We start from the raw sequence: 20,756 nt of genomic DNA on the forward strand, positions 1-20,756 counted from the left end.
GCAGTGATAGCGAATGCGGACATCAAATACAACGAACAAGGGAAAGTGATAGTAAGCAACGACAAAGGCAACATGACATTGAACACAAAAGAATTTGAATATATAGAAATAAAAGATAAAGATGAAAGAAGAAGTTATGATTACGGGGGAGGAGCAAGTTTTGGAAAAGTGGAGTGCTTGTTGAAAATACTAATGGGCTTATAATATGTTTCTTTTCTAAACACACTAATTTTGATAATAGAAATGATGTTTAAATTGCTCAGATAGAAGATTGGCTTAACAACAGACCTAGAAAATGTCTAAATTATTTTACATCTTAAGGAGGTTTTTAATTCCACTACTGCATTAGCAATTTGAACTTTGTTTATTCTACAAAGTCTTTACAAACACAGTAAAAAAGAGTATAAATAACTGTTATGTCTTAAAAAATATTAAGACGTCTATCTTCAAGGGGAGGGGAATTATGGCAGAAGCAAGATGTATGAAATGCAAAAAACAGGTTGAAGTTAAAGATGCCAAAGATACCGTAACAAAAAATGGTATGAAAGCGGTTACGGGTGTATGTCCCATATGCGCAACAAAGGTCTATAGAATTGTTGGCAAAAATAAGTAGCAAATCTACGGGGTTAACCTTATAAATAAGCTAAACAAGCGGATTAAAGGTTAACTCTGTTCTTTTTGGCGTATAAAGTAGTTGTCAGAATTTAATTATAATATATCTTGGAGTTATGAATGAGCAGCGGGGACAAAATAATCAACTGGATAACTTCGGATCTCGGACTGCAGGAAAGCGGAGTAAAAAATACAGTAATAATGCTTAGCGAAGGAGATACCGTTCCTTTCATATCGCGTTACAGAAAGGAAAAAACGGGCAATTTTGACGAAGTAAATATCAGAGATATTAATGATAAGCTTCAATATTATATAGAACTTGAAACAAGAAAAGAGACAATATTAAACAGTATTGAAGAGCAGAAAAAAATGACTCCAGAGCTTAAAAGGCAGATTGAAGACTGTAAAGAAAAAACAAAGCTTGAAGATATATACCTGCCTTACAAACCGAAACTCCGGACTAAAGCCACAATAGCAAAAGCCGCGGGACTTGAACCTCTTGCAAATGAAATTATGGAACAAAAACTCAGCATGAAAGAAAATAGGGAAGAGATAATAAAACCTTATTTAAATGCTGAAAAAGGAATAGACACTATAGAAAAGGCTGTTACCGGGTCGATAGACATTATTGCCGAACGGATTTCCGATAATGCTGCAATAAGAGAAATTTTAAGAAATTTTATGATAGTAAACGGCAATGTCCGTTCTAAAGCTGTAAAAGCTGCCAAAAATATAAAAACTAAGTATGACATGTATTACGATTATAGCGAACCTGTTAAAAATGCTGCAGGACACAGGCTTCTTGCGATAAGGCGCGGAGCAAAAGAAAAAATTTTGTCGTGGAAAATAGATTTAGACGATGAAGCGGCAGTGGATTTGATACTTTCAAAACTCGTTAATAACAAGGGAAACAAGTCTTTATTTTATCCCGAACTTTTTACCGCTGTAAAAACGTCTTATAACAGGCATTTATACCCTTCATTGCAAGTCGAAATATTTCTTGCAAAAATGGAAGAAGCTGACAAAGATGCCATTGATGTGTTTGCGAAGAACGCTAAAAATCTTCTACTTGCTCCACCGGCCGGACATAAAGTTATCATGGGCATAGATCCTGGTTTCAGAACCGGCTGCAAAATAGCCGTTATAGATGAAAATGGTAATTTTAAAGAATATCATGCTATATTTCCACATGAGCCTGCTTCAAGAATTCAGGAAGCCGAGGATATAGTAGTTGATCTTATAGAAGAATATTATGTCGAACTTATATCAGTTGGCAACGGTACAGCTTCAAAGGAAACCGTAACGTTTATTAACAACGTATTAAAAAAACATACTTTTAAAATTATGCCGAAAGTTATAGTTGTAAGCGAAGCGGGTGCTTCCGTGTATTCCGCTTCGCCTTTGGCGACAGACGAATTCCCCAATCTTGATGTTACCGTAAGAGGTGCAATAAGCATCGCGCGAAGGCTTCAGGATCCGCTTGCCGAACTTGTAAAAATAGATCCGAAATCAATCGGTGTTGGTCAATACCAGCATGATGTCAATCAGGGGAAGCTTAAAAAGCAGCTGGATGGAACAGTTGAATCTGCGGTTAACTTTGTAGGTGCGAATTTGAACTCCGCTTCAGTAGAACTTTTGTCATATGTTTCTGGTTTAAGCAAACTTGCCGCAAAAAATATAGTCGGTTACAGAACAAAAAACGGTTCTTTTAAAGATAAAAAAGAACTTTTGAAAGTAATTGGGCTTGGAGAAAAAACTTTTGTTCAATGCGCGGGTTTTTTAAGAATTCAGAACGGGCTCAATCCTCTGGATAATTCTGGAGTTCATCCGGAAAGTTATGTGGCAGTTGAAAAAATGGCTCTTGATTTAGGTGTTGACATTGAAGGACTTATAGGAAACGAAAATTTGATAAATCAGATTGATCCGAAAAAATATATTACCGAAAATACTGGACTTCTTACGTTAAACGACATTATGCATGAATTAAAAAAGCCTGGCGTTGACCCCAGAAGAGATTTTTTGACAGCTGAGTTTAGTTCGGAAATAAATACTCTGGAAGATATTCAGGAAAACATGGTTTTAAACGGCACGGTGACGAACGTGACAAATTTTGGAGCTTTTGTGGATATAGGCGTTCATCAGGACGGTTTGGTGCATATTTCAAAGCTCAGCAGCAGATTTATAACCAATCCGCATGAAGTTGTTTCAGTAGGCGATACAGTAAAAGTAAAAGTTCTGAAAGTAGATACGGAATTAAAAAGAATAAGCTTAGAGGTTGTGCGTCAAATATAATATGAGAATATATAAAAAAATAAAGCAATTAAGATCTAAAAACAAGCTTATCTTAAAATTGAAAGGAATGTGGCCTTTTGTAAAGCCTATTTTCCCTAAGGTAATACTTGGCTTGCTGCTTACTGTTCCCGTCGGAGCGCTTGATGCGCTTATTGCGATGTTTCTTAAACCTTATATGGACAATGTGATGGTTGCAAAAGAACCGTCAAATTTTATATACGTACCTTTTGTAATCGTAGGTTTTACGATTGTTCAGGGCATTTTTAATTTTCTCGCCGTTTATGTTAGTGGATGGACCGCAAACAAAATAACTATCAATATTAAAAGGCTATTATTTGACAAACTTCTTTCGTTGTCGCCGTCATTTTTTGATAAAACTTCTTCTGGCAATGTTTTTTTTAGATTTTCCAAAGATGCGGAAACCGCAAGCAACGGACTTATCAATAACATAAAAACTATAGTTACTAGAGTTGTTTCAATAGTATCGCTCGTGGCTGTTTTGCTTTACAATTCATGGCATCTTACCATTATATCGATATTTGTGCTTGGATGCGCTTTTCTTCCTTTGTATTTTGTTAAGAAAAGAATGAAAATGGTATTTGAGAAATCGGTATCGGTAGAAAGTGATTTGATTACTGTATATAATGAAGCGTTTATGGGAAATAGGACTATAACGTCTTATAATTTGCAGAGCATGAAAATGAATGATTTTGATGGACTCCTCGGTAAATCGTTCAATTTAAAAATGGCTTTGCTTAAAAATACGGCATGGCTTTCTCCAGTAATGCATATAATTTCTTCTTTCGGTGTTGCAGGAGTAGTTTTTTTCGGCACATATCTGGTTGTAAACGATATGATAACAAGCGGGAATTTTGTTTCATTTCTGGCAGCTCTTCTCATGCTTTACACTCCGGTTAAGTCCATAGGGCAGCAGTTTGTAAGCATACAAGGCTCTTTTATGGCTATGGACCGCATATTTAAAATACTTAACATAAGACCGATCGTGAGAGATACAGAAGAACATCCTATTGAACTTAAAGGATTTAACAAGGAGATAATATTTGATAAAGTTTCTTTCAGTTATGATAATTTCAAAACCGTATTAAACGGTATAAGTTTTACTGTGAAAAAAGGAGAAACCGTAGCTCTGGTAGGAAACTCCGGAGGAGGCAAGACAACTTTAGTAAATCTTCTTTTAAGACTTTATAATACGAAATCTGGAAATATAATAATCGATGGAATTAAACTATGGAAAATAGCGCTGCATTCTTTGAGATCTCATATAGCGATAGTTTTTCAGGATAATTTTTTATTTTCTGGAACGATACGCGAAAATATAATGATTGGAAAACCCGATGCAAGCGAAAAAGAACTTTTAGAAGCTGTAAAAATGGCATGTCTTGATGAAGTTGTAGCTGGCTTTGAGGGTGGTCTGGACACTGTCATAGGAGAGAGAGGAATAATTTTGTCCGGTGGACAAAAACAACGCGTTGCAGTCGCAAGAGCGATTTTAAAAGACGCGCCGATAGTCATTTTGGATGAAGCCACAAGCGCTTTAGACAACAAATCCGAAAAAGAACTTCAAAAGGCTTTTGACAATTTAATGAAAGATAAAACCATATTTGTCATAGCTCACAGGCTTTCTACGGTGCAATATGCCGATAAAATACTTGTTTTAGATAATGGCAAAATTGTTGAACAGGGAACGCATGAAGAACTTATGGCTATGGAAGAAGGTGTGTACAGACAATTGTATCAGATTCAATTTAAAAGTTAAGATTTTAAATTCAGTTGTTATGGGAGGAATAAAATGGCGGATAAATTTTCTTTTGACATTGTTTCTGAAGTCGATATGATGGAAGTCGAAAACGCCGTAAATCAGGCACAGAAAGAGCTTTCGGCAAGATTTGATTTTAAAGGCAGTAAATCGTCCATAGAGCTTAACAAAAGCGATAAAAAAATAACACTTGTTGCCGACGATGATTTTAAGTTGAAAGCTTTAAAAGACATACTTGAGGGTCGTTTTGCCAAACGAGGCGTGTCTATAAAATCACTGAATTATAGAGCGCAGGAAAAAGCTTTTGAAGGTTACATAAGGCAGGTTGCCGAAATTATTTCGGGACTTCCATCCGATAAAGCGAAAGAGCTTGTAAAACTCATAAAAGATTCAAAATTTAAAGTACAGACACAGATTGACGGCTCAAAAGTTAAGGTTATTTCTTCTAAGAAAGATGATTTGCAGCAGGTAATAGCGTATTTGAAACAGGTAAATTTTTCTCTTCCGCTCCAGTTTACAAATTACAGATAAAAAAAATAAGTAAAATATTTATATTTGTTTTAGTTAAATAAAATCAAAAATAGATGGGAAAAGAGGTTTGCAAAGGCGTAATTATTTTTGTTATAATCTTTTCGTGTCCAAATAAATATTCAACGGTGGAACGATGTCTGTACAAAAAGGAAGAATACTTATTGTTGACGACGAACAGGGAATAAGAGATCTGTTAATAAGTGAATTTAGCAAAATGGGATATGAAGTTTTCGCTGTAATAAACGGCGAAGAAGCCGCCGCAAAATTACGGGCAAAAAAGATTGACATAGTAATCACCGAAATGAAAATGCCAAGGTTTGACGGGCTTGAACTCCTCAAATTCATAAAAGAAAAAGCTCTAGAAACTGAAGTAATAATAATAACAGGTTACGCCGCTGTAGAAAATGCACTTGACGCCATGAGATGCGGCGCGTATGATTTTGTGCAAAAGCCTTTTAATATGGATGAGCTTGTGGCTCTTGTCGAAAAAGCTCTGGAAAAAACTGAACTTAAAATGCTTGTTGCGCTTTATGAAAGCAGTAACGCTGTTTTTTCGAGTCTTAAACTTGAAGATTTATTTCCTATCATGACTTCGTTTGTAAAAAAAGTGACGCATTCTCAGGATGCGTCGATTTTCCTTTTGGATAATAACAATCATCTCTATCCTGCGTATTCGACTTATTCCAGATATGCGTCACAGAAAAATGAAATTGAACTTTTAGCTTCAAAACTTTGCGGAGAAAACAGAACCGAACCTATATTTTTTGACACTAGTGCCGTGCCGAAAAACCTTGACGGAATATTTACGTCGGACACGGAAATAAAATCTGTTATAGCTTTCCCGATGATGCTTAATAAGATGATGGGATATTTGCTTTTAACAAAAACTAACTCGGCGTATTCTTATGTAAAGTCGGATTTAAAAAATGCCGGCGTTCTTGCAGCACGGATAGCTCAGTCTATAGCTAATACGAAATTATACGAGAAACTTGAAGTTAAAATAGCGGAACTTGAACAAGTTTTAAGAAATTTGGATAAAGTGAAAGATACGGCTAAAGCGCCGGAGTCAAAATTTAGCGATACGGCGCTTTTTATATCGGAACAAGCGGAGTATATTGCTTCTCTTAAAGACATGCCTCAGCCGGCGGTTAACGCGTTAAATGAAATGAAAAATAAAGCACTCCAATGTCTTCATGAAACAAATCAAGAACAAAAATAATGTCATTGAAAAATAAAATTATCAGCGTTAAGGCGGAAAAAATCATCTTTCCCGGCCGTTCTTTATGCCGTTGCGAAGATGGAATAGCTTTGTTTGCCGAAGGGGTTCTCCCGGGTGAAACCGCGGATGTTCTTGTAATTAAAGATAAAAAGTCTTTTAGAGAAGGGGTCATAAAACGGATTGTTCAAAAGTCCGATGAAAGAATTGAACCCTTATGTTCTTCTTTTGGAAGCTGTGGCGGCTGTGCTTTTCAGAATACGGATTATGAAAATCAGGTAAAATATAAAAAAGGGTACATAGATGAACTGTTAAACATTTTTGGAGTTGAGATAGGTTCAATCCTTCAAAGTACGGAAATCTGGAACTACAGAAATAAGATGGAATTCAGCTTTTTTAATGGAGAAGGCATTACTGATTTGGGACTTCACTGCCGCGGAAGTTTCAATAAGTACATTTCGATTCCGCCGTGCTATATAGCTGACAAAGATTTCATTAAAGCCGCGCAGATTGTAAAAGATTTTGCTAATAAAAATGGAATTGCAGCATACGATAATAAAACTCACGAAGGTTTTTTCAGGCATCTGGTTTTAAGAAAAGCTAAAAATAACAATCAACTGCTTATAAATATTGTTACAAATGTTCTTGAAGGAAGTCATGCTTTTTTCGAACCGCTTGTAAAAAAGCTCAGAGATTTCGTTCAAAGTGTTTATTGGACGCAAAATGCAAGCCGGTCTGATGCAGTCGTTTTGGATAAACTTACTTTGCTTTTGGGAAAAGAAAACATAACCGAAAAATTGACTGTCGGAAACCGCGATTTTTATTTTAACGTGTCGCCTTTTTCTTTTTTTCAGACGAACTCAAAAGGCGCTGAAATGCTTTATAATGAAGTTTTGCGCCAGCTCAGCCCATCGAAAGAGGATATTCTGCTGGATTTGTACTGCGGTACAGGAACGATAGGCATATGTATGTCGCATAGAGTAAAAAAAGTAACGGGAATCGAGCAGTCGGCATCTGCGATAGAAAATGCAAAAACAAACGCTTTGCTCAATAATGCTGTAAATGCCGAGTTTTTTGCTTCGACTGTGGAGAAGTGGGTAAAAGAAAACAATCTGGCTTTTGACGCCATAATTGTCGATCCGCCAAGAAGCGGACTTACAAACGACATCATAAAATTCCTGCTTGGCTCACAGGCAAGAAAAATAATTTATGTATCATGCAATCCTTCTACGCTTGCCAGAGATTTGGCTTTAATGACTGCTTCGGGTAGATATGCCGTAAAAATTATTACTCCTACAGATATGTTCCCTCAGACATATCATATGGAAAGCGTTGTTTCATTAGAAAAAATATAAGAATCTTTAAAAACAAATGCAAATAAAAATGAAATTATTTGACGAAATAAATTCCAAACGATACTGGAATTCGGCTGCTGGCATAAAAAAATTTACTGTGCCTTTCAATGCGGGCCTTTTTGAAAAGTTTGCCGCTAAAGATGCTCGCATTCTTGATGTCGGCTGCGGCTATGGCAGAACGATAAGTGAACTGCATGACGCCGGATATGAAAATCTTTTCGGAACGGATTTTTCCGAGAAAATGATTGAATCGTCAAAAAACTTGTGTCCGTATTCGGATTTCAAAATTAAAAACAAATGAAAAAATTGGCTTTTCAGACGAAAGCTTTGATTCTGTTTTGCTTTTTGCCGTTTTAACATGTATAATCAATGAAAGTAAACAGGAAAAACTCATCACTGAAATAAACAGGGTTCTTAAGTCCGTCGGTATTGTATATGTAAACGATTTTCTGATTAATACAGGCAAGCACAGCAGCGAAAGATATGAACGTTTCAAAGAAAAATATGCATTATACGGCGTATTTGAGCTTTCCGACGGTGTCGTGTTAAGACATCATGACGAAGAATATGTTAAGCGGCTTTTTTCAGTTTTTGATAAAATTATTTTTGAAAAAACCGTTTATGATACGATGAACGGCAATAAAGTAAAAGGGTTCAGTTTTTTTGGAAAAAAGAAATAAAAATATTGATAATTAGCAGGTGTCAGTTTTGAAGGCAGCACTTTTAAAGCGCCGCTTATTATCTAATGATATAATTAAAGGAGGATTACGTATGGCTGTAAAAGCAAAAACTGAAATCAAGTTTGAAATTGTAAAAAATGTAGGTACAATTTCAGAAGGAAGCAAGGGCTGGAAAAAAGAGCTTAATGTCATTAAATGGAATGACCGAGATCCGAAATACGATTTGCGCGACTGGTCACCTGATCATACAAAAATGGGAAAAGGCATTACTTTGACAAAAGAAGAAGTGGCAAAACTGAAAGAAGTTCTTGCTTTGGCAGAATAATAACTTTAACACATATCGTAACAAATCGTTTGTGCAAAAACCACATCTTTTCGGCATATGGAAATTTACAGACGGACATCTGTTTTTAAAAGCGGATATCCGTCTGTAATGTCCGCAAAAACCGCATATCTGGAACCAGTTACTGCTATTTCAACCACTAGTCTTATTCAATCAAAGCGTTTTTATCGGAAGTAAACGCTTTTGAGCCGTCTTCAGATTTTTCTATTAGGAATCTGTTTTTTTGATCTTCCACATAACTTCAACCCTTTGTCGAACAAATTAAATTTTTATAATTTTACTTCTGAGTCTCTCTTTTTGGTTAGCAAAATGGGTTTTCTTCTATTTCACCATATGTTGTAGAGATTGGACTTGTATTTTTATAATACTTTATAAAAAAGTTTCTTCTTTTTTATCAAAATAAAAAATAATTGAAAAAATAATATGTTTTAATTATTATACGCATTGTAAAAAATTTTTTTGATATGGCTAAAAAGCCTTGACATATTTATTATAAATGTGTATAAATAACATGTTAAATTAAATGAAGGAAGTATAATAATGGTAAGACCATCACAAAATCTTAATAAAAAATTGATTGAACTTGGAAAAGAAAAAATTATTTCCTACGGAATTGCAAATTTGAGCATAAGACAGATATGTCTTGACGGTAAAATTAATCTCGGTATGTTTTATTATTATTTCAAGTCAAAAGAAAATTTTATTAAAGCTATTTTGAGGAGTCTGAACAATGATTTGGCGGCGATTTGGATTGTCCAATCTGAAAAGCTGTCAAGTTCGGTGGAAAAACTTAAAAAAGTTTTGCTGATAAACGTAAAGATGATAAGAGAAAAACATGGAATGATAGAAACTTTAATTAAAGATACGAATATTTTTGACAAGTTTTACGTTGAAATAGGAAAAGAAATGTATTCTTCATGGATAAAATTTTATTCCAATCTTATTAATGAATGCAAAAATGATGGATACTTAGACAAAAATATTGACACCGATATTTTGATTGCCATAATAACAGGGGCAGTTCACAGTTATGCAAAAAAGTATAATTTTTGTGATTATGACGATGAAAAAACTTATTATGCGGATATTGAAAAAATGATTGATTTTATAATGGAAAAATTTAAATAAAATTAAACGGAGATGTTAAATATGAAAAAAGTTAAGCTATTGTTGTTATTGAGTTTTGTTGCAGCTGTTCCTGTGTATGGAGAAATGTTAACTATGCAGCAATATTTGGATATTGTTTCCAAAAATAACAGCGAGCTGCAATCCGTTCAGGCGAATATAAATGCTATTAAAGGAAAAATAGCCGAAATCGAAAGAGCATATTCTTATTTTCTCAGCGCCGGAGTGACTTATGCCGATGATCAAAGCGGCAGACCTCTTGTTTCCGATATTTTGACTATGGAGAGGATGACGAGTTTTAATACTGATGTAAGTGTAAACAAACAATTTGAAACCGGTACAAATATTTCCATAGGTTTACAGGGTTCCTACGGCAATTATAACAATAGAATTTCTTCGGATTATGAAGTTACCGACCTTTCTCCTTTTATAAAGCTTGAGCAGTCTTTGTTAAAGGATTGGAAAGGCGGAGCTACGAAAGCGAGCATAGCTCAAGCAAGGGCAAACGCAAAATCGGCGCTTTATCTTTTGGAATACAAAAAGCAGAATATTTTATTAAACGCAAAGCTTGCGTATTGGAATTTGTCATATGCGAGAACCGTAATTGATTTCAGAAGATATTCTTTGGACAGGACGAGGAAAATTTTAGATTGGAATCAGAAGAGATATAATCTCGATTTGGCTGAAAAATCGGATTTGCTTCAATCCCAAGCCGCTTTCAAAACAAGGGAACTGAATTTGAAACTTGCTTATGAAGCCGAAGTAAAATCTTCAAGAGATTTTAACAGACTTATCAATGTTTCCGATCCAAAAGTAAGTTATCAAGTGGAAACTTTTATAACTTCTGGAAATAATTTTGAAAAAGATAAAAAGCTTGAGAAAAAAGGGTTAAGAGCTGATGTTCTGGCCGCTATGGAAGATGTCATAAGCGTGGCGCAGGCACAGATAGTTTCCGAAAAAGGAATGGGAGCAGATTTGGTGTTTACCGGTCAGTTTGCATTAAACGGTGTCAACAAAGATTTTCCGAAGGCAAGTTCTGATTTGGGAGAACTGAACAAGCCTTCATATTCGTTAGGTATCCGTTACAGTCTTCCGTTAGATTTTTCTTTAAGAAAGACAATCATCAGTGGATACAAAGCGGCACAGACGGCGGCTGAAAAAGCCGTAGAAAACGCTAAACTTCAAGAAAGCAATGATTGGTTCCAGTTGTTAGACAACTGGAGCAATGCCAAATCTAGATTTGCTCTAGCTATGGAAATAAGAAATATTCAGCAACAGAGAAATGCAGAGGAGCAGGATCTTTTGAAAAAAGGAAGAAGCACGACTTATCTTGTTTTGCAAAGCGAACAGGATCTCGATGACTCGTACTTAGGAATGCTTCAGACAATTATTGAACTTATAAGCATATATGAGCAGGCAGAAGCTTTTTACGGTGTTAATATAGAGTAAACCCAAAATGTGGTGCAGTCTGTTTTGTCCTGAAGTAATCAGAAGTCTTGGTTGCATTCGGGAAAATATAACGATAAAAAATATTATAAAAAATTATATAAGGGGAAAAAATGAATTTAGCAAAACTTTCAATTAAACGTCCAACTTTTATAATGGCGATACTTATGACCGTTCTGATACTCGGAGTGGTTTCTCTTAGCAAGCTCAGTGTCAGAATGTTTCCTGATGTAGATTTTCCTTATGTGGCTGCAATAATAACCTATCCTGGTGCTGGAGTCAACGAAATAGAACAACTGGTAACAAAACCCGTTGAAGACGCTGTGTCCAGTGTTGCTGGACTTAAGCATCTCACTTCGATAAATCAGGATAGTTTATCCATAGTGTTTGCAGAATTTGTTCTTTCAAAAGATCCCGATATCGCAACACAGGAGATAAGAGACAAAATTGGGCAGATAAGGCAGACTTTGCCGGAAGACATAGAAGAGCCGATAATTTTAAAAGCTGATATGGATAGTATGCCGCTTGTTACGATAAGTTTAAAATCAGACACGATGTCTCCGAAAGAGTTGTATGATTTTGCATATGATGTAGTGTCAAAAGATTTTTCGCAGGTATCGGGTGTTTCGCAAATACAGATCGTCGGTGGTTCAAGAAGAGAAATACATGTAAATGCCGATAAAATAAAATTAAAAGAGCATGAGCTTACTCTTACAGCTCTTGCTTCTAGAATTAAAGCAAACACTCTTAATGTTCCTGCCGGAAAAGTGGACAGAGGGGAAAAAGAAATAACCTACAGAACAATGGGAGAGTTTTCTTCCGTGAAAAAGATAAATGATGTCGTCGTCAGTTTTGTGGGCAACGATGTTCCGGTTACGGTTAAAGATGTGGCAACCGTCGAAGATGGTGTCAAAGATGAAATTTCAAGAGCCAGACTAGATTTTAAAGATGAAAATGGAAATATAATTTATGAACCCTCTTTATTAATGCATATTTACAGGCAGGCAAAAGGCAATGATGTCGCGATTTCAGATGGAGTAAAAAATAAAATCGATGAAGTAAATGTCAAATACCAAAAGTTCAATGGAAATCCCAAGATAACTCTTATTTCCGATACTGCGCAGGGGGTAAGAAGGAATCTTGCGGACGTAAAAGATACCATAGTTGAAGGTATTTTTCTTGCGGTTGTTGTTGTGTACTTTTTTCTCGGCAGTTGGCGTTCGACATTTATTACTGCTCTTGCTCTGCCGAACAGTTTGATAGGTGCTTTTGTGTTTATGTACGCTTTCGGATTCAGTTTAAATGTAATATCGCTTATGTCTTTATCGCTTGCCGTCGGGCTTTTGATAGATGACGCCATAGTTGTCAGAGAAAATATATTCAGGCATTATGAAGAAGGGGCTAATTCAATAAAAGCTGCTATAGATGGCACAAATGAAGTTACTTTGGCGGTTATAGCTACCACCAGTACTGTTATAGCTGTATTTTTCCCGGTGGCTTTTTTAAGCGGTATTATGGGACAGTTTTTCAGAGAATTCGGATTGACGGTAGTATTTGCAATGCTCATATCGGTTCTTGACGCCTTGACAATAGCGCCTATGCTTTCCGCTTACATAATTCCTCAACATAAAGAGACAAAGGCAAAAGCAAAAATGCGTTCAGGAATTTTGGGAATCGTCGAAAAATTTCGCAACGGACTGATTTATATTTTCAGATTGCTGACAGTGGTATGGTTTAATAAACTTTTTGGCTTTGTGGAATTTTGTTATGCGGGGCTGATTTCTTTTATTGTCAAAAAAGATTTGCTGCACAAAACATTTAATTTAAACAAAAAAATAAAAAATGTTTTCGTTTACATTATCAAATATAAATTTCTGTTTTTTATTTTATCCGTATTTTTACTGATTTTTGGCATATCAAAAAAAATCGCGCATGTTCCGTCTGTCGTGTTTTTTATTATTGCGCTTACGGCATTTCTTGTTTTTGCGTTCATCAATTTTTTTAATTTTGAAAAAAACAAGCTGTGCTTTTCTATAAGCTGGAAATTCATGACACTTATGATAATAATGATAATTTTTGTTTTTACCATAGTCGGTGGAAAATCTCTTCAAAATACATTTATGCCGAATTCGGAATGGGGGGAATTCAACGTTACTCTTGTGTCAAAACCCGGCACTTCTTTAGAGCAAATGGACAAATATGCAAGAGATATAGAAGAAATAATAATGAGTGCCCCCGATGTGGAACTTATTTCTTCATCCGTAGGCTCAGCGGACATGTTTTCGTCTATGGCAAATAAAACAAGTATTTATGTTAAAATGATAGATAATCCGTCAAAAGGCGGAATAATAAAAAGAATTCTCTCTTTATTTAGTAAGAAAAAACAAAAAGAGCCGTCTAAAAAAAGAATGCGTTCTACTTCGCAGATGAAAGATTATTTGAGAGAAGTTCTGAATAAAAAATATGGCGAAGAGCTTGATATTGCCATCACCAGACAATTGCTTGGTGGCAGCCAAAGCGAATTTATTATGGAACTTACCGGAGACGATATAGACATTTTATATGAAGCCGCGCAAACTCTTATAGAAAGATTTAAATCCATTCCGCATTTGGTAGACCTCACCACAAATTACAAACCCGGTAAACCGGAAATAAGATTGCAGATGGACGCGTCTAAAATGGAAGTGCTCGGAGTGAATTCTGTTATAATTGGCACAGAAGTCCGTGCCATGATAGATGGTGCGATTGCTGGAAAATACAGGGAAAACGGGCTTGAATACGATATACGCGTGCGACTACAGGAAAATCAAAAAGATATAAGCAAAGCTTTTAGTACGATATATGTTAACAATATAAATAATAAGCTTATAAAGCTTAAAAATGTGGCCGCGTTGCAGGAAGCCGAAGGACCGACGCAGATTTTCAGAAAAGACAGGACACGTTTTGTTTCAGTTGAGGGAAATCTCTCGGAAGGCGGCGCCATAGGTACCGTGCAAAAAGCAGCTTTTAAAATCTTTTATGAAGAAAAATACGCCAATCCGAAAAATGCACAGAAATGGAAAAATATAGAAATTAGAGAATCCGGAAATGCCGAAGAAATGGCCACAATGCAGTCAAGCATAGCAATTGCTGCTTTACTTTCTCTGATGTTTATATTTATGGTTCTTGCTAGCTTATACGAGTCGGTAATAACGCCTTTTACGATTATGACGGCGCTGCCGCTAGGAATTATCGGTGGAATTATAGCGTTGCTTATTGCGGGACAGCCGATAGACATGTTTACGTTGATAGGAATGATAATGCTTCTGGGCATAGTCGCCAAAAACTCAATTTTGCTTGTTGACTACATACAACAGCAAATGCGCGCCGGTGTAGATATAGACAATGCAATAATAAAAGCTGGTTCCATAAGACTTCGTCCGATTCTAATGACTTCGTTTGCTCTTATCGCTGGAATGATGCCGACGGCACTAGGGCTTTCCGAAGTTGGGCAGTTCAGAAAAGGCATGGGTATAGTAGTTATTGGAGGCATTATAGCCTCTACGGTACTTACGCTTATAATTGTTCCCGCAATATTTGAATATATGGAAATATTCAGACGTTTTTTAAGAAAAACTTTCAGCCGTCCGAGAAAGAGGATGATAGACTATACGGAAGAAAAATTAAAAGACAAAGGCTTAGCATAACAGAGACAAAATCGAAAAATTGTATATCTGTCCGCTTTAAAAAATTAAATTCTGCATTATAATGTTCTTAGCACAAGGAATGGATTTATAAACACAATATAAATAAATGCTCTTTCAATTTTTCAGGTTCTACATCTGCCGTCATTTTTTTAATTTTTCGGCAAATACGCTAAAGAATATCTTAAAATACCGGGTTGAAAAATATCAATCAAAGCCTTGTATATAATACAAGTATCATTTCTTGTTCCAAAATTTTTCGTCTTCGTTGTGTTTCTTTGGAAATGTCCATTGCTATCACCTCTTTTATTATATCTTAAAAAGGATTATAGATTATATCTATTTTGACCTTAACGGCTCTCTTGACTTTTTTTTTGCAATATGGTACATTTATACAGATAAATTGATAATTGACGGTTGGGGCAAAGGCGTCCTAGAAAATAATCTTCACAGATTATTTAAGGATGCTTTTTTTGTTATACGGGGAGGACTACATGTTAAAAGAAGGGGAATTACGAATTCCTGCCGGCTGTGCGATTAGCGGAATCATAGATAAAAAAGGCAATAGGTTCGGCGGGCAGGAAATAATTAAATCCATCGCTTTAATGCATGACCGTTCAAACGGTTTAGGTGGCGGTTTCGCCGCTTACGGCATATATCCACAGTATAAAGATTTATTTGCGCTGCACATATTTTATGACGACTTAAATATTAAAATGCAGACGGAAGAGTTTCTTGCGAGACATTTTGATATTGAAAGTGCCGGAAATATACCCACAAGTCAGGTTCCTACCGTAAAAAATAAGCCTTTGATATGGCGTTATTTCGTTCATCCAAGAACTTATATGGTAAAGGAAGGTTTTATGGATGATAAAGAGTTTACCGCAAGATGTGTAATAAGAATAAATAAAGAATATACGGGCGCATACGTTTTTTCCAGCGGGAAAAATATGGGAGTGTTTAAGGGTGTCGGTTATCCAGAAGATATAGGTGAATTTTTTATGCTGGATACCTATGAAGCTTATATGTGGACAGCACATGGAAGATTTCCGACAAATACGCCCGGCTGGTGGGGAGGAGCACATCCTTTTACCATGCTTAACTGGTCGGTAGTGCATAATGGAGAAATTTCTTCTTATGATGCCAACAGACGTTTTGTTGAAATGTTTGGATATAAATGCACCCTTCAAACCGATACTGAAGTAATAACTTATCTGTTTGATCTTCTTATAAGAAAACATGGGCTTCCAATAGAAAAAGCCATAGAAATTATGGTCGCTCCTTTTTGGGACGATATAGAAAAAGTGAATAAAGATTTGCAAAATGAGCTTAAAAGTCTCAGAGCCGTTTATTCAAGCGCTTTGATAAATGGTCCTTTTTCGATAATACTCGGTTATGAAAAAGGAATGATTGCTTTAAACGACAGAATCAAACTGCGTTCTTTGGTCGCGGCCGAAAAAGGCGACAGAACTTATGTCGCAAGCGAAGAAAGCGCAATAAGAATCATTTGCGCAGATCCCGAAAGAGTGTGGTTGCCCAGAGGCGGGGAACCTGTAGTTGCTTTACTTGAAGACGATATTCAAGGAGGACAAAATGAGCATAGATTTTAATACTCCCGCTTTTGAGGTTATAAGAGATGAAAAAAAATGCATACAATGTAAGGTTTGCATTCAACAGTGCGCAAATCTTGTGCACGCCTATGATGAGGACGAAGACATCGTAAAAGCCGACGATATGAAATGTGTCAATTGCCACAGGTGTGTTCTTTTGTGTCCGACGAGAGCTTTGAAAATAAAAAAGTATTCTCTGGAGTTTAAAGAAAACGCCAACTGGACGGGAGCGGCCATAAACGAAATTTATAAACAGGCGCAAAGCGGCGGAGTGCTTCTGTCAAGCATGGGAAATCCGAAACCTTTTCCGATATATTGGGACAGAATGCTTTTAAATGCCAGCCAGGTGACAAATCCTTCAATAGATCCTCTCAGAGAACCAATGGAAACAAAAGTGATGATAGGTAGAAAACCAGAAAAACTTGAATTCGATTCTAACAGCAAACTTATTACTGAAATGCCTCCCCAACTTGAACTCAATATTCCGATAATGTTTTCCGCAATGAGTTATGGTTCCATTTCAAGAAACGCTCACGAATCTCTTGCGCGCGCCGCTTCCGAACTTGGCATATACTACAATACAGGTGAAGGCGGTCTGAACAGAGGTTTTTATAAATATGGAAAAAATACAATAGTGCAGGTTGCTTCTGGAAGGTTTGGAGTAAATAAAGAGTATCTGAACGCCGGAGCGGCGATAGAAATTAAAATAGGGCAAGGTGCAAAGCCAGGAATAGGCGGTCATCTTCCGGGAGAAAAAGTCGACGAAGACGTTTCCGCAACAAGGATGATACCAGAAGGCTCAGATGCAATTTCCCCAGCTCCTCATCACGATATTTATTCAATAGAAGATTTAAGGCAGCTTATATATTCGTTGAAAGAAGTTACGGAATATAAAAAGCCGGTTTTTGTAAAAATTGCCGCGGTTCATAATGCCGCAGCGATAGCTTCTGGAATAGCCAGAGCAGGAGCGGATGCGATAGTAATTGACGGTTTCAGAGGTGGGACGGGAGCTGCTCCTACAAGAGTGAGAGACAATGTTGGAATTCCCGTAGAACTCGCTCTTGCGACAATAGACCAGAGACTAAGAGAAGAAGGTATAAGAAATCAGGTTTCAATTATAGCCGCAGGCTCGATAAGAAACAGTGCCGATATAGTAAAAGCGATTGCTTTGGGAGCTGATGCCGTCTACATAGCTTCTGCAGCGGTAATAGCGTTGGGATGCCATATGTGTCACGCTTGTTCGACTGGAAAATGCAATTGGGGTATCGCCACGCAAGAACCCGAACTCGTAAAAAGGCTTAATCCTGATATAATGTATAAAAGGCTTATTAATTTAATATCAGCGTGGAATCATGAAATTCAGGAAATACTTGGAGGAATGGGCATAAACGCCATAGACAGTTTAAGAGGAAACAGGCTTATGCTCAGGGGAATAGACTTAAATGATAAAGAGCTTGAAATTCTCGGTATTAAGTATGCAGGGGAATAAATAAAATGAAAAGAGTTTACGCGTTTGAAAGCAAATGCCTTGGCTGTGGATTGTGCGAAGTGTATTGCAGAACTGCGCATTCAAAATCGAAAGATATAATAAAAGCGCATAAAAAAGAAAATATAACTTCTTCGATAGTTATCGAAGAAATATTGCAGCCCAAAGCTAAAATGTATTTTGCCCTACAGTGCAGGCATTGTGCGTCACCAAAATGCGTGAAAGCCTGTATTGCCGGAGCGATGTATAAAGATGAAAACGGGCTTGTAAGAAATAATAAAGAAAAATGCGTTGGGTGTCTGTCATGTGTTCTTGTATGTCCTTACGGCGCAATTAAAAAAAATAAAGATGGAAAAGCCGTATCTAAATGCGATTTATGCATAAATTACGGTACGCAGCTCTGCGTTAAGAACTGCCCTAATGAAGCATTGAAGCTTTTAACCGAAGAAGAAGCGGAGGCTTTGATATGAAATATTTGATAATCGGCAACAGCGCGGCAGGAATTAACGCATCCGACGCTGTAAGAACGCTCGATAAAAAAGGCGATATAACAATCGTTTCAAACGAAGAATTTCCTGCTTATGGAAGACCTCTAATATCCTATTTTTTAAGCGGAAAAGTCAAAGCCGAAAATATGAATTACAGGGATGAAGATTTTTATTCTTTAAGAAATATAAAACTGCTTTTAAATACCGAAGCTGAAAAAGTTGATGCCGTAAAGAAAAAAGTTACTTTTAGAGGAGGTGGAAAAGTCGATTACGATAAACTTTTGATAGCTTGCGGAAGCACACCTTTTGTTCCTGAAATAAAAAATCTTAAAGAACAGAAAAACGTTTTTACTTTTTTGACTTATAAAGACAGTATAAAATTGAAAGAAGCCCTAAGTAAAGATTCAAAAGTCATTATTGCCGGCGCTGGACTTATAGGATTAAAAGCTGCAGAAGGTTTGTACGGGCAAGTGGAAAAAATAACAGTCATAGATTTGGCGGACAGGCTGATGTCTTCGGTCCTTGACAAAACCGCCGCGGATATTATTGAAAAGCACATAAAAGAAAAAGACATTGAAGTCCTACACAATATATATATAGAAGAAGTCGAAGGAAAAGAAAAAGTAAAAAGAGTAAAATTTTCAAACGGCGATAGGCCCGAATGCGATATTCTTATTATCGCCATAGGCGTGCGTCCCAACATAAAACTTGCCGTCAGCGCTGGAATTAAAACTGAAAGAGGAATCATAGTTGACGAATATATGCAGACTTCACAGAAAGATATATATGCCGCCGGTGATTGTGTCGAATCGCTTGACATGCTTTCAAATGAAAATAAAGTTTTGGCGTTGTGGCCTAATGCGACTACGCAGGGAGAAACTGCCGGGTTTAATATGACGGGAAAAAGGCATAAAGCGCCGGCTTCTTTTGCGATGAATGCCATATCATTTTTCGGTTTGCAGCTTATTTCTGCAGGAATTGTCAGCAGTGGGGACGCAAATAATCTGTTTTCCGATACGCGCGGCGACAAATTCCGCAGACTTAACATTGCAAATGATAATTTAATAGGATTCGTTTTAATAAATGATAATCAAAGAGCAGGAATTTATACCGCTTTGATAAACGACAGGACAAAATTGTCTTCTCTTGAATACGATATAAAGTCGAAAGACATAGGATTAAACATTTATCCTAAAGAAGCCAGAAAAGGAAAAGCATGGGGTAAATTATGAAAACTATAGACGCTTTAAACATGCATTACCGCGATTTAAACAATCTTATATCAGAAACTTCTGAAATCGATAAAAACATAACGCTTAATAACGTCTACGGTCAAAGATATATAGGGCGAGGACTTGCCAAAAAAGTGAAACTAAAAATTTACGGCACTCCAGGCAACGATATGGCCGCTTATATGGACGGAGCTGAACTTGAAATTTTTTCAAACGCGCAGGACGCGGTTGGAAATACCATGAATGACGGTAAAATAATAATTCATGGCAATTGCGGAGACACAGCCGGGTATTCCATGAGAGGAGGTGAAATTTACGTTGAAGGAAACGTCGGATACAGAGTAGGCATTCATATGAAAGAGTACCGCGAAATGAAGCCTGTTATCGTAATCGGCGGGAAGGCTGGTGACTTTCTTGGCGAATATATGGCGGGGGGAGCCATAATTCTTTTAGGAATAAATCTTAAAAAAGACGAAGATTTGACGGGAAGGTTTTGCGGAACCGGAATGCACGGGGGCACGATTTATCTTAATGGAAAAACCGAAAAATATAAATTGGGCAAAGAAGCCGTAAAAGTTAAGCTGAACGAAGAAGATAAAGCTTTTTTGAAAAAATATATAGATTTATATTCAAAATACTTTAAAAGAGACTTAAAATCATTGAAAATCGAATCGTTTATCAAATATGCTGCTGTAAACAAGAATCCCTATAAGAATATGTATTGCAAATATTGAATTGATTTTTTTGAAAAAAAGATATAGACTAGATAAAAACTTATATAAAATATTCGAAAAATTTCATGATTATACAACATGATAAATTGCAACTGCGTCCGAAAAGAAACAAAACTTTTTAGGATGTTTTTTTATATAATCGAAAT

General features: G+C 36.4%; 16 protein-coding genes and 1 pseudogene. All 17 read left to right on the forward strand.

Annotated elements, in window-relative coordinates; translation table 11 throughout:
• Nucleotides 1-204, forward strand: a 204-nt coding sequence (locus LBD46_01880) for a hypothetical protein (protein ID MDR2425925.1), incomplete at its 5' end; no start/stop codon positions are given.
• A gap of 259 nt (nt 205-463) precedes the next feature.
• Nucleotides 464-613, forward strand: a complete 150-nt coding sequence (locus LBD46_01885) for a DUF5679 domain-containing protein (protein ID MDR2425926.1) — start codon at nt 464-466, stop codon at nt 611-613.
• Nucleotides 614-732: 119 nt separating this feature from the next.
• Nucleotides 733-2,904, forward strand: coding sequence for an RNA-binding transcriptional accessory protein (locus LBD46_01890; GenBank protein MDR2425927.1), 2,172 nt, complete (start codon nt 733-735; stop codon nt 2,902-2,904).
• A 1-nt stretch (nt 2,905) separates the two neighbouring features.
• Entirely contained in the window at nt 2,906-4,681 is a 1,776-nt protein-coding gene (locus tag LBD46_01895) for an ABC transporter ATP-binding protein/permease (GenBank protein MDR2425928.1), read from the forward strand.
• 33 nt (nt 4,682-4,714) lie between these two features.
• A complete protein-coding gene (locus tag LBD46_01900) occupies nt 4,715-5,212 on the forward strand; it encodes a YajQ family cyclic di-GMP-binding protein (GenBank protein ID MDR2425929.1) in 498 nt (165 codons plus the stop codon).
• A gap of 133 nt (nt 5,213-5,345) precedes the next feature.
• Nucleotides 5,346-6,431 carry a response regulator gene (locus LBD46_01905; GenBank protein MDR2425930.1) on the forward strand — a complete coding sequence of 362 codons (1,086 nt, stop codon included), beginning with the start codon at nt 5,346-5,348 and terminating at the stop codon, nt 6,429-6,431.
• Nucleotides 6,431-7,783, forward strand: a complete 1,353-nt coding sequence (gene rlmD / locus LBD46_01910; GenBank protein ID MDR2425931.1) for a 23S rRNA (uracil(1939)-C(5))-methyltransferase RlmD — start codon at nt 6,431-6,433, stop codon at nt 7,781-7,783. The genes LBD46_01905 and rlmD overlap by 1 nt, the downstream gene beginning before the upstream one ends.
• A gap of 28 nt (nt 7,784-7,811) precedes the next feature.
• Nucleotides 7,812-8,463, forward strand: a pseudogene (locus tag LBD46_01915) (class I SAM-dependent methyltransferase).
• A 91-nt stretch (nt 8,464-8,554) separates the two neighbouring features.
• The gene (locus tag LBD46_01920) at nt 8,555-8,788 is read left to right on the forward strand and encodes a hypothetical protein (protein ID MDR2425932.1); all 234 of its coding nucleotides are present in this window, start codon (nt 8,555-8,557) and stop codon (nt 8,786-8,788) included.
• Nucleotides 8,789-9,346: 558 nt separating this feature from the next.
• Entirely contained in the window at nt 9,347-9,934 is a 588-nt protein-coding gene (locus tag LBD46_01925) for a TetR/AcrR family transcriptional regulator (GenBank protein ID MDR2425933.1), read from the forward strand.
• A 21-nt stretch (nt 9,935-9,955) separates the two neighbouring features.
• On the forward strand, nt 9,956-11,380 hold the full coding sequence (locus tag LBD46_01930) for a TolC family protein (protein MDR2425934.1): 1,425 nt from the start codon (nt 9,956-9,958) through the stop codon (nt 11,378-11,380).
• Nucleotides 11,381-11,490: 110 nt separating this feature from the next.
• The gene (locus LBD46_01935; GenBank protein MDR2425935.1) at nt 11,491-15,063 is read left to right on the forward strand and encodes an efflux RND transporter permease subunit; all 3,573 of its coding nucleotides are present in this window, start codon (nt 11,491-11,493) and stop codon (nt 15,061-15,063) included.
• A gap of 491 nt (nt 15,064-15,554) precedes the next feature.
• Complete coding sequence (locus LBD46_01940) at nt 15,555-16,670, forward strand: glutamine amidotransferase family protein (GenBank protein ID MDR2425936.1); 1,116 nt, start codon at nt 15,555-15,557, stop codon at nt 16,668-16,670.
• The gene (locus LBD46_01945) at nt 16,654-18,159 is read left to right on the forward strand and encodes an IMP dehydrogenase (GenBank protein MDR2425937.1); all 1,506 of its coding nucleotides are present in this window, start codon (nt 16,654-16,656) and stop codon (nt 18,157-18,159) included. Before LBD46_01940 ends, LBD46_01945 begins: the two co-directional genes overlap by 17 nt.
• A gap of 5 nt (nt 18,160-18,164) precedes the next feature.
• Complete coding sequence (locus tag LBD46_01950) at nt 18,165-18,626, forward strand: 4Fe-4S dicluster domain-containing protein (protein MDR2425938.1); 462 nt, start codon at nt 18,165-18,167, stop codon at nt 18,624-18,626.
• On the forward strand, nt 18,623-19,876 hold the full coding sequence (locus tag LBD46_01955) for an FAD-dependent oxidoreductase (protein ID MDR2425939.1): 1,254 nt from the start codon (nt 18,623-18,625) through the stop codon (nt 19,874-19,876). Before LBD46_01950 ends, LBD46_01955 begins: the two co-directional genes overlap by 4 nt.
• Nucleotides 19,873-20,610, forward strand: a complete 738-nt coding sequence (locus LBD46_01960) for a hypothetical protein (GenBank protein MDR2425940.1) — start codon at nt 19,873-19,875, stop codon at nt 20,608-20,610. Before LBD46_01955 ends, LBD46_01960 begins: the two co-directional genes overlap by 4 nt.
• Nucleotides 20,611-20,756 lie beyond the last annotated feature (146 nt).

The sequence above is a fragment of the Candidatus Endomicrobium procryptotermitis genome (assembly GCA_031279415.1).
GTDB classification, from domain to species: Bacteria; Elusimicrobiota; Endomicrobiia; order Endomicrobiales; family Endomicrobiaceae; genus Endomicrobium_B; species Endomicrobium_B procryptotermitis.

Bases quoted from the DNA above. Each gene is read 5' to 3' on its own strand.
- LBD46_01885 (MDR2425926.1), top strand. From the start codon at position 464: ATGGCAGAAGCAAGATGTATGAAATGCAAAAAACAGGTTGAAGTTAAA.
- LBD46_01890 (MDR2425927.1), top strand. From the start codon at position 733: ATGAGCAGCGGGGACAAAATAATCAACTGGATAACTTCGGATCTCGGA.
- LBD46_01895 (MDR2425928.1), top strand. From the start codon at position 2,906: ATGAGAATATATAAAAAAATAAAGCAATTAAGATCTAAAAACAAGCTT.
- LBD46_01900 (MDR2425929.1), top strand. From the start codon at position 4,715: ATGGCGGATAAATTTTCTTTTGACATTGTTTCTGAAGTCGATATGATG.
- LBD46_01905 (MDR2425930.1), top strand. From the start codon at position 5,346: ATGTCTGTACAAAAAGGAAGAATACTTATTGTTGACGACGAACAGGGA.
- rlmD (MDR2425931.1), top strand. From the start codon at position 6,431: ATGTCATTGAAAAATAAAATTATCAGCGTTAAGGCGGAAAAAATCATC.
- LBD46_01920 (MDR2425932.1), top strand. From the start codon at position 8,555: ATGGCTGTAAAAGCAAAAACTGAAATCAAGTTTGAAATTGTAAAAAAT.
- LBD46_01925 (MDR2425933.1), top strand. From the start codon at position 9,347: ATGGTAAGACCATCACAAAATCTTAATAAAAAATTGATTGAACTTGGA.
- LBD46_01930 (MDR2425934.1), top strand. From the start codon at position 9,956: ATGAAAAAAGTTAAGCTATTGTTGTTATTGAGTTTTGTTGCAGCTGTT.
- LBD46_01935 (MDR2425935.1), top strand. From the start codon at position 11,491: ATGAATTTAGCAAAACTTTCAATTAAACGTCCAACTTTTATAATGGCG.
- LBD46_01940 (MDR2425936.1), top strand. From the start codon at position 15,555: ATGTTAAAAGAAGGGGAATTACGAATTCCTGCCGGCTGTGCGATTAGC.
- LBD46_01945 (MDR2425937.1), top strand. From the start codon at position 16,654: ATGAGCATAGATTTTAATACTCCCGCTTTTGAGGTTATAAGAGATGAA.
- LBD46_01950 (MDR2425938.1), top strand. From the start codon at position 18,165: ATGAAAAGAGTTTACGCGTTTGAAAGCAAATGCCTTGGCTGTGGATTG.
- LBD46_01955 (MDR2425939.1), top strand. From the start codon at position 18,623: ATGAAATATTTGATAATCGGCAACAGCGCGGCAGGAATTAACGCATCC.
- LBD46_01960 (MDR2425940.1), top strand. From the start codon at position 19,873: ATGAAAACTATAGACGCTTTAAACATGCATTACCGCGATTTAAACAAT.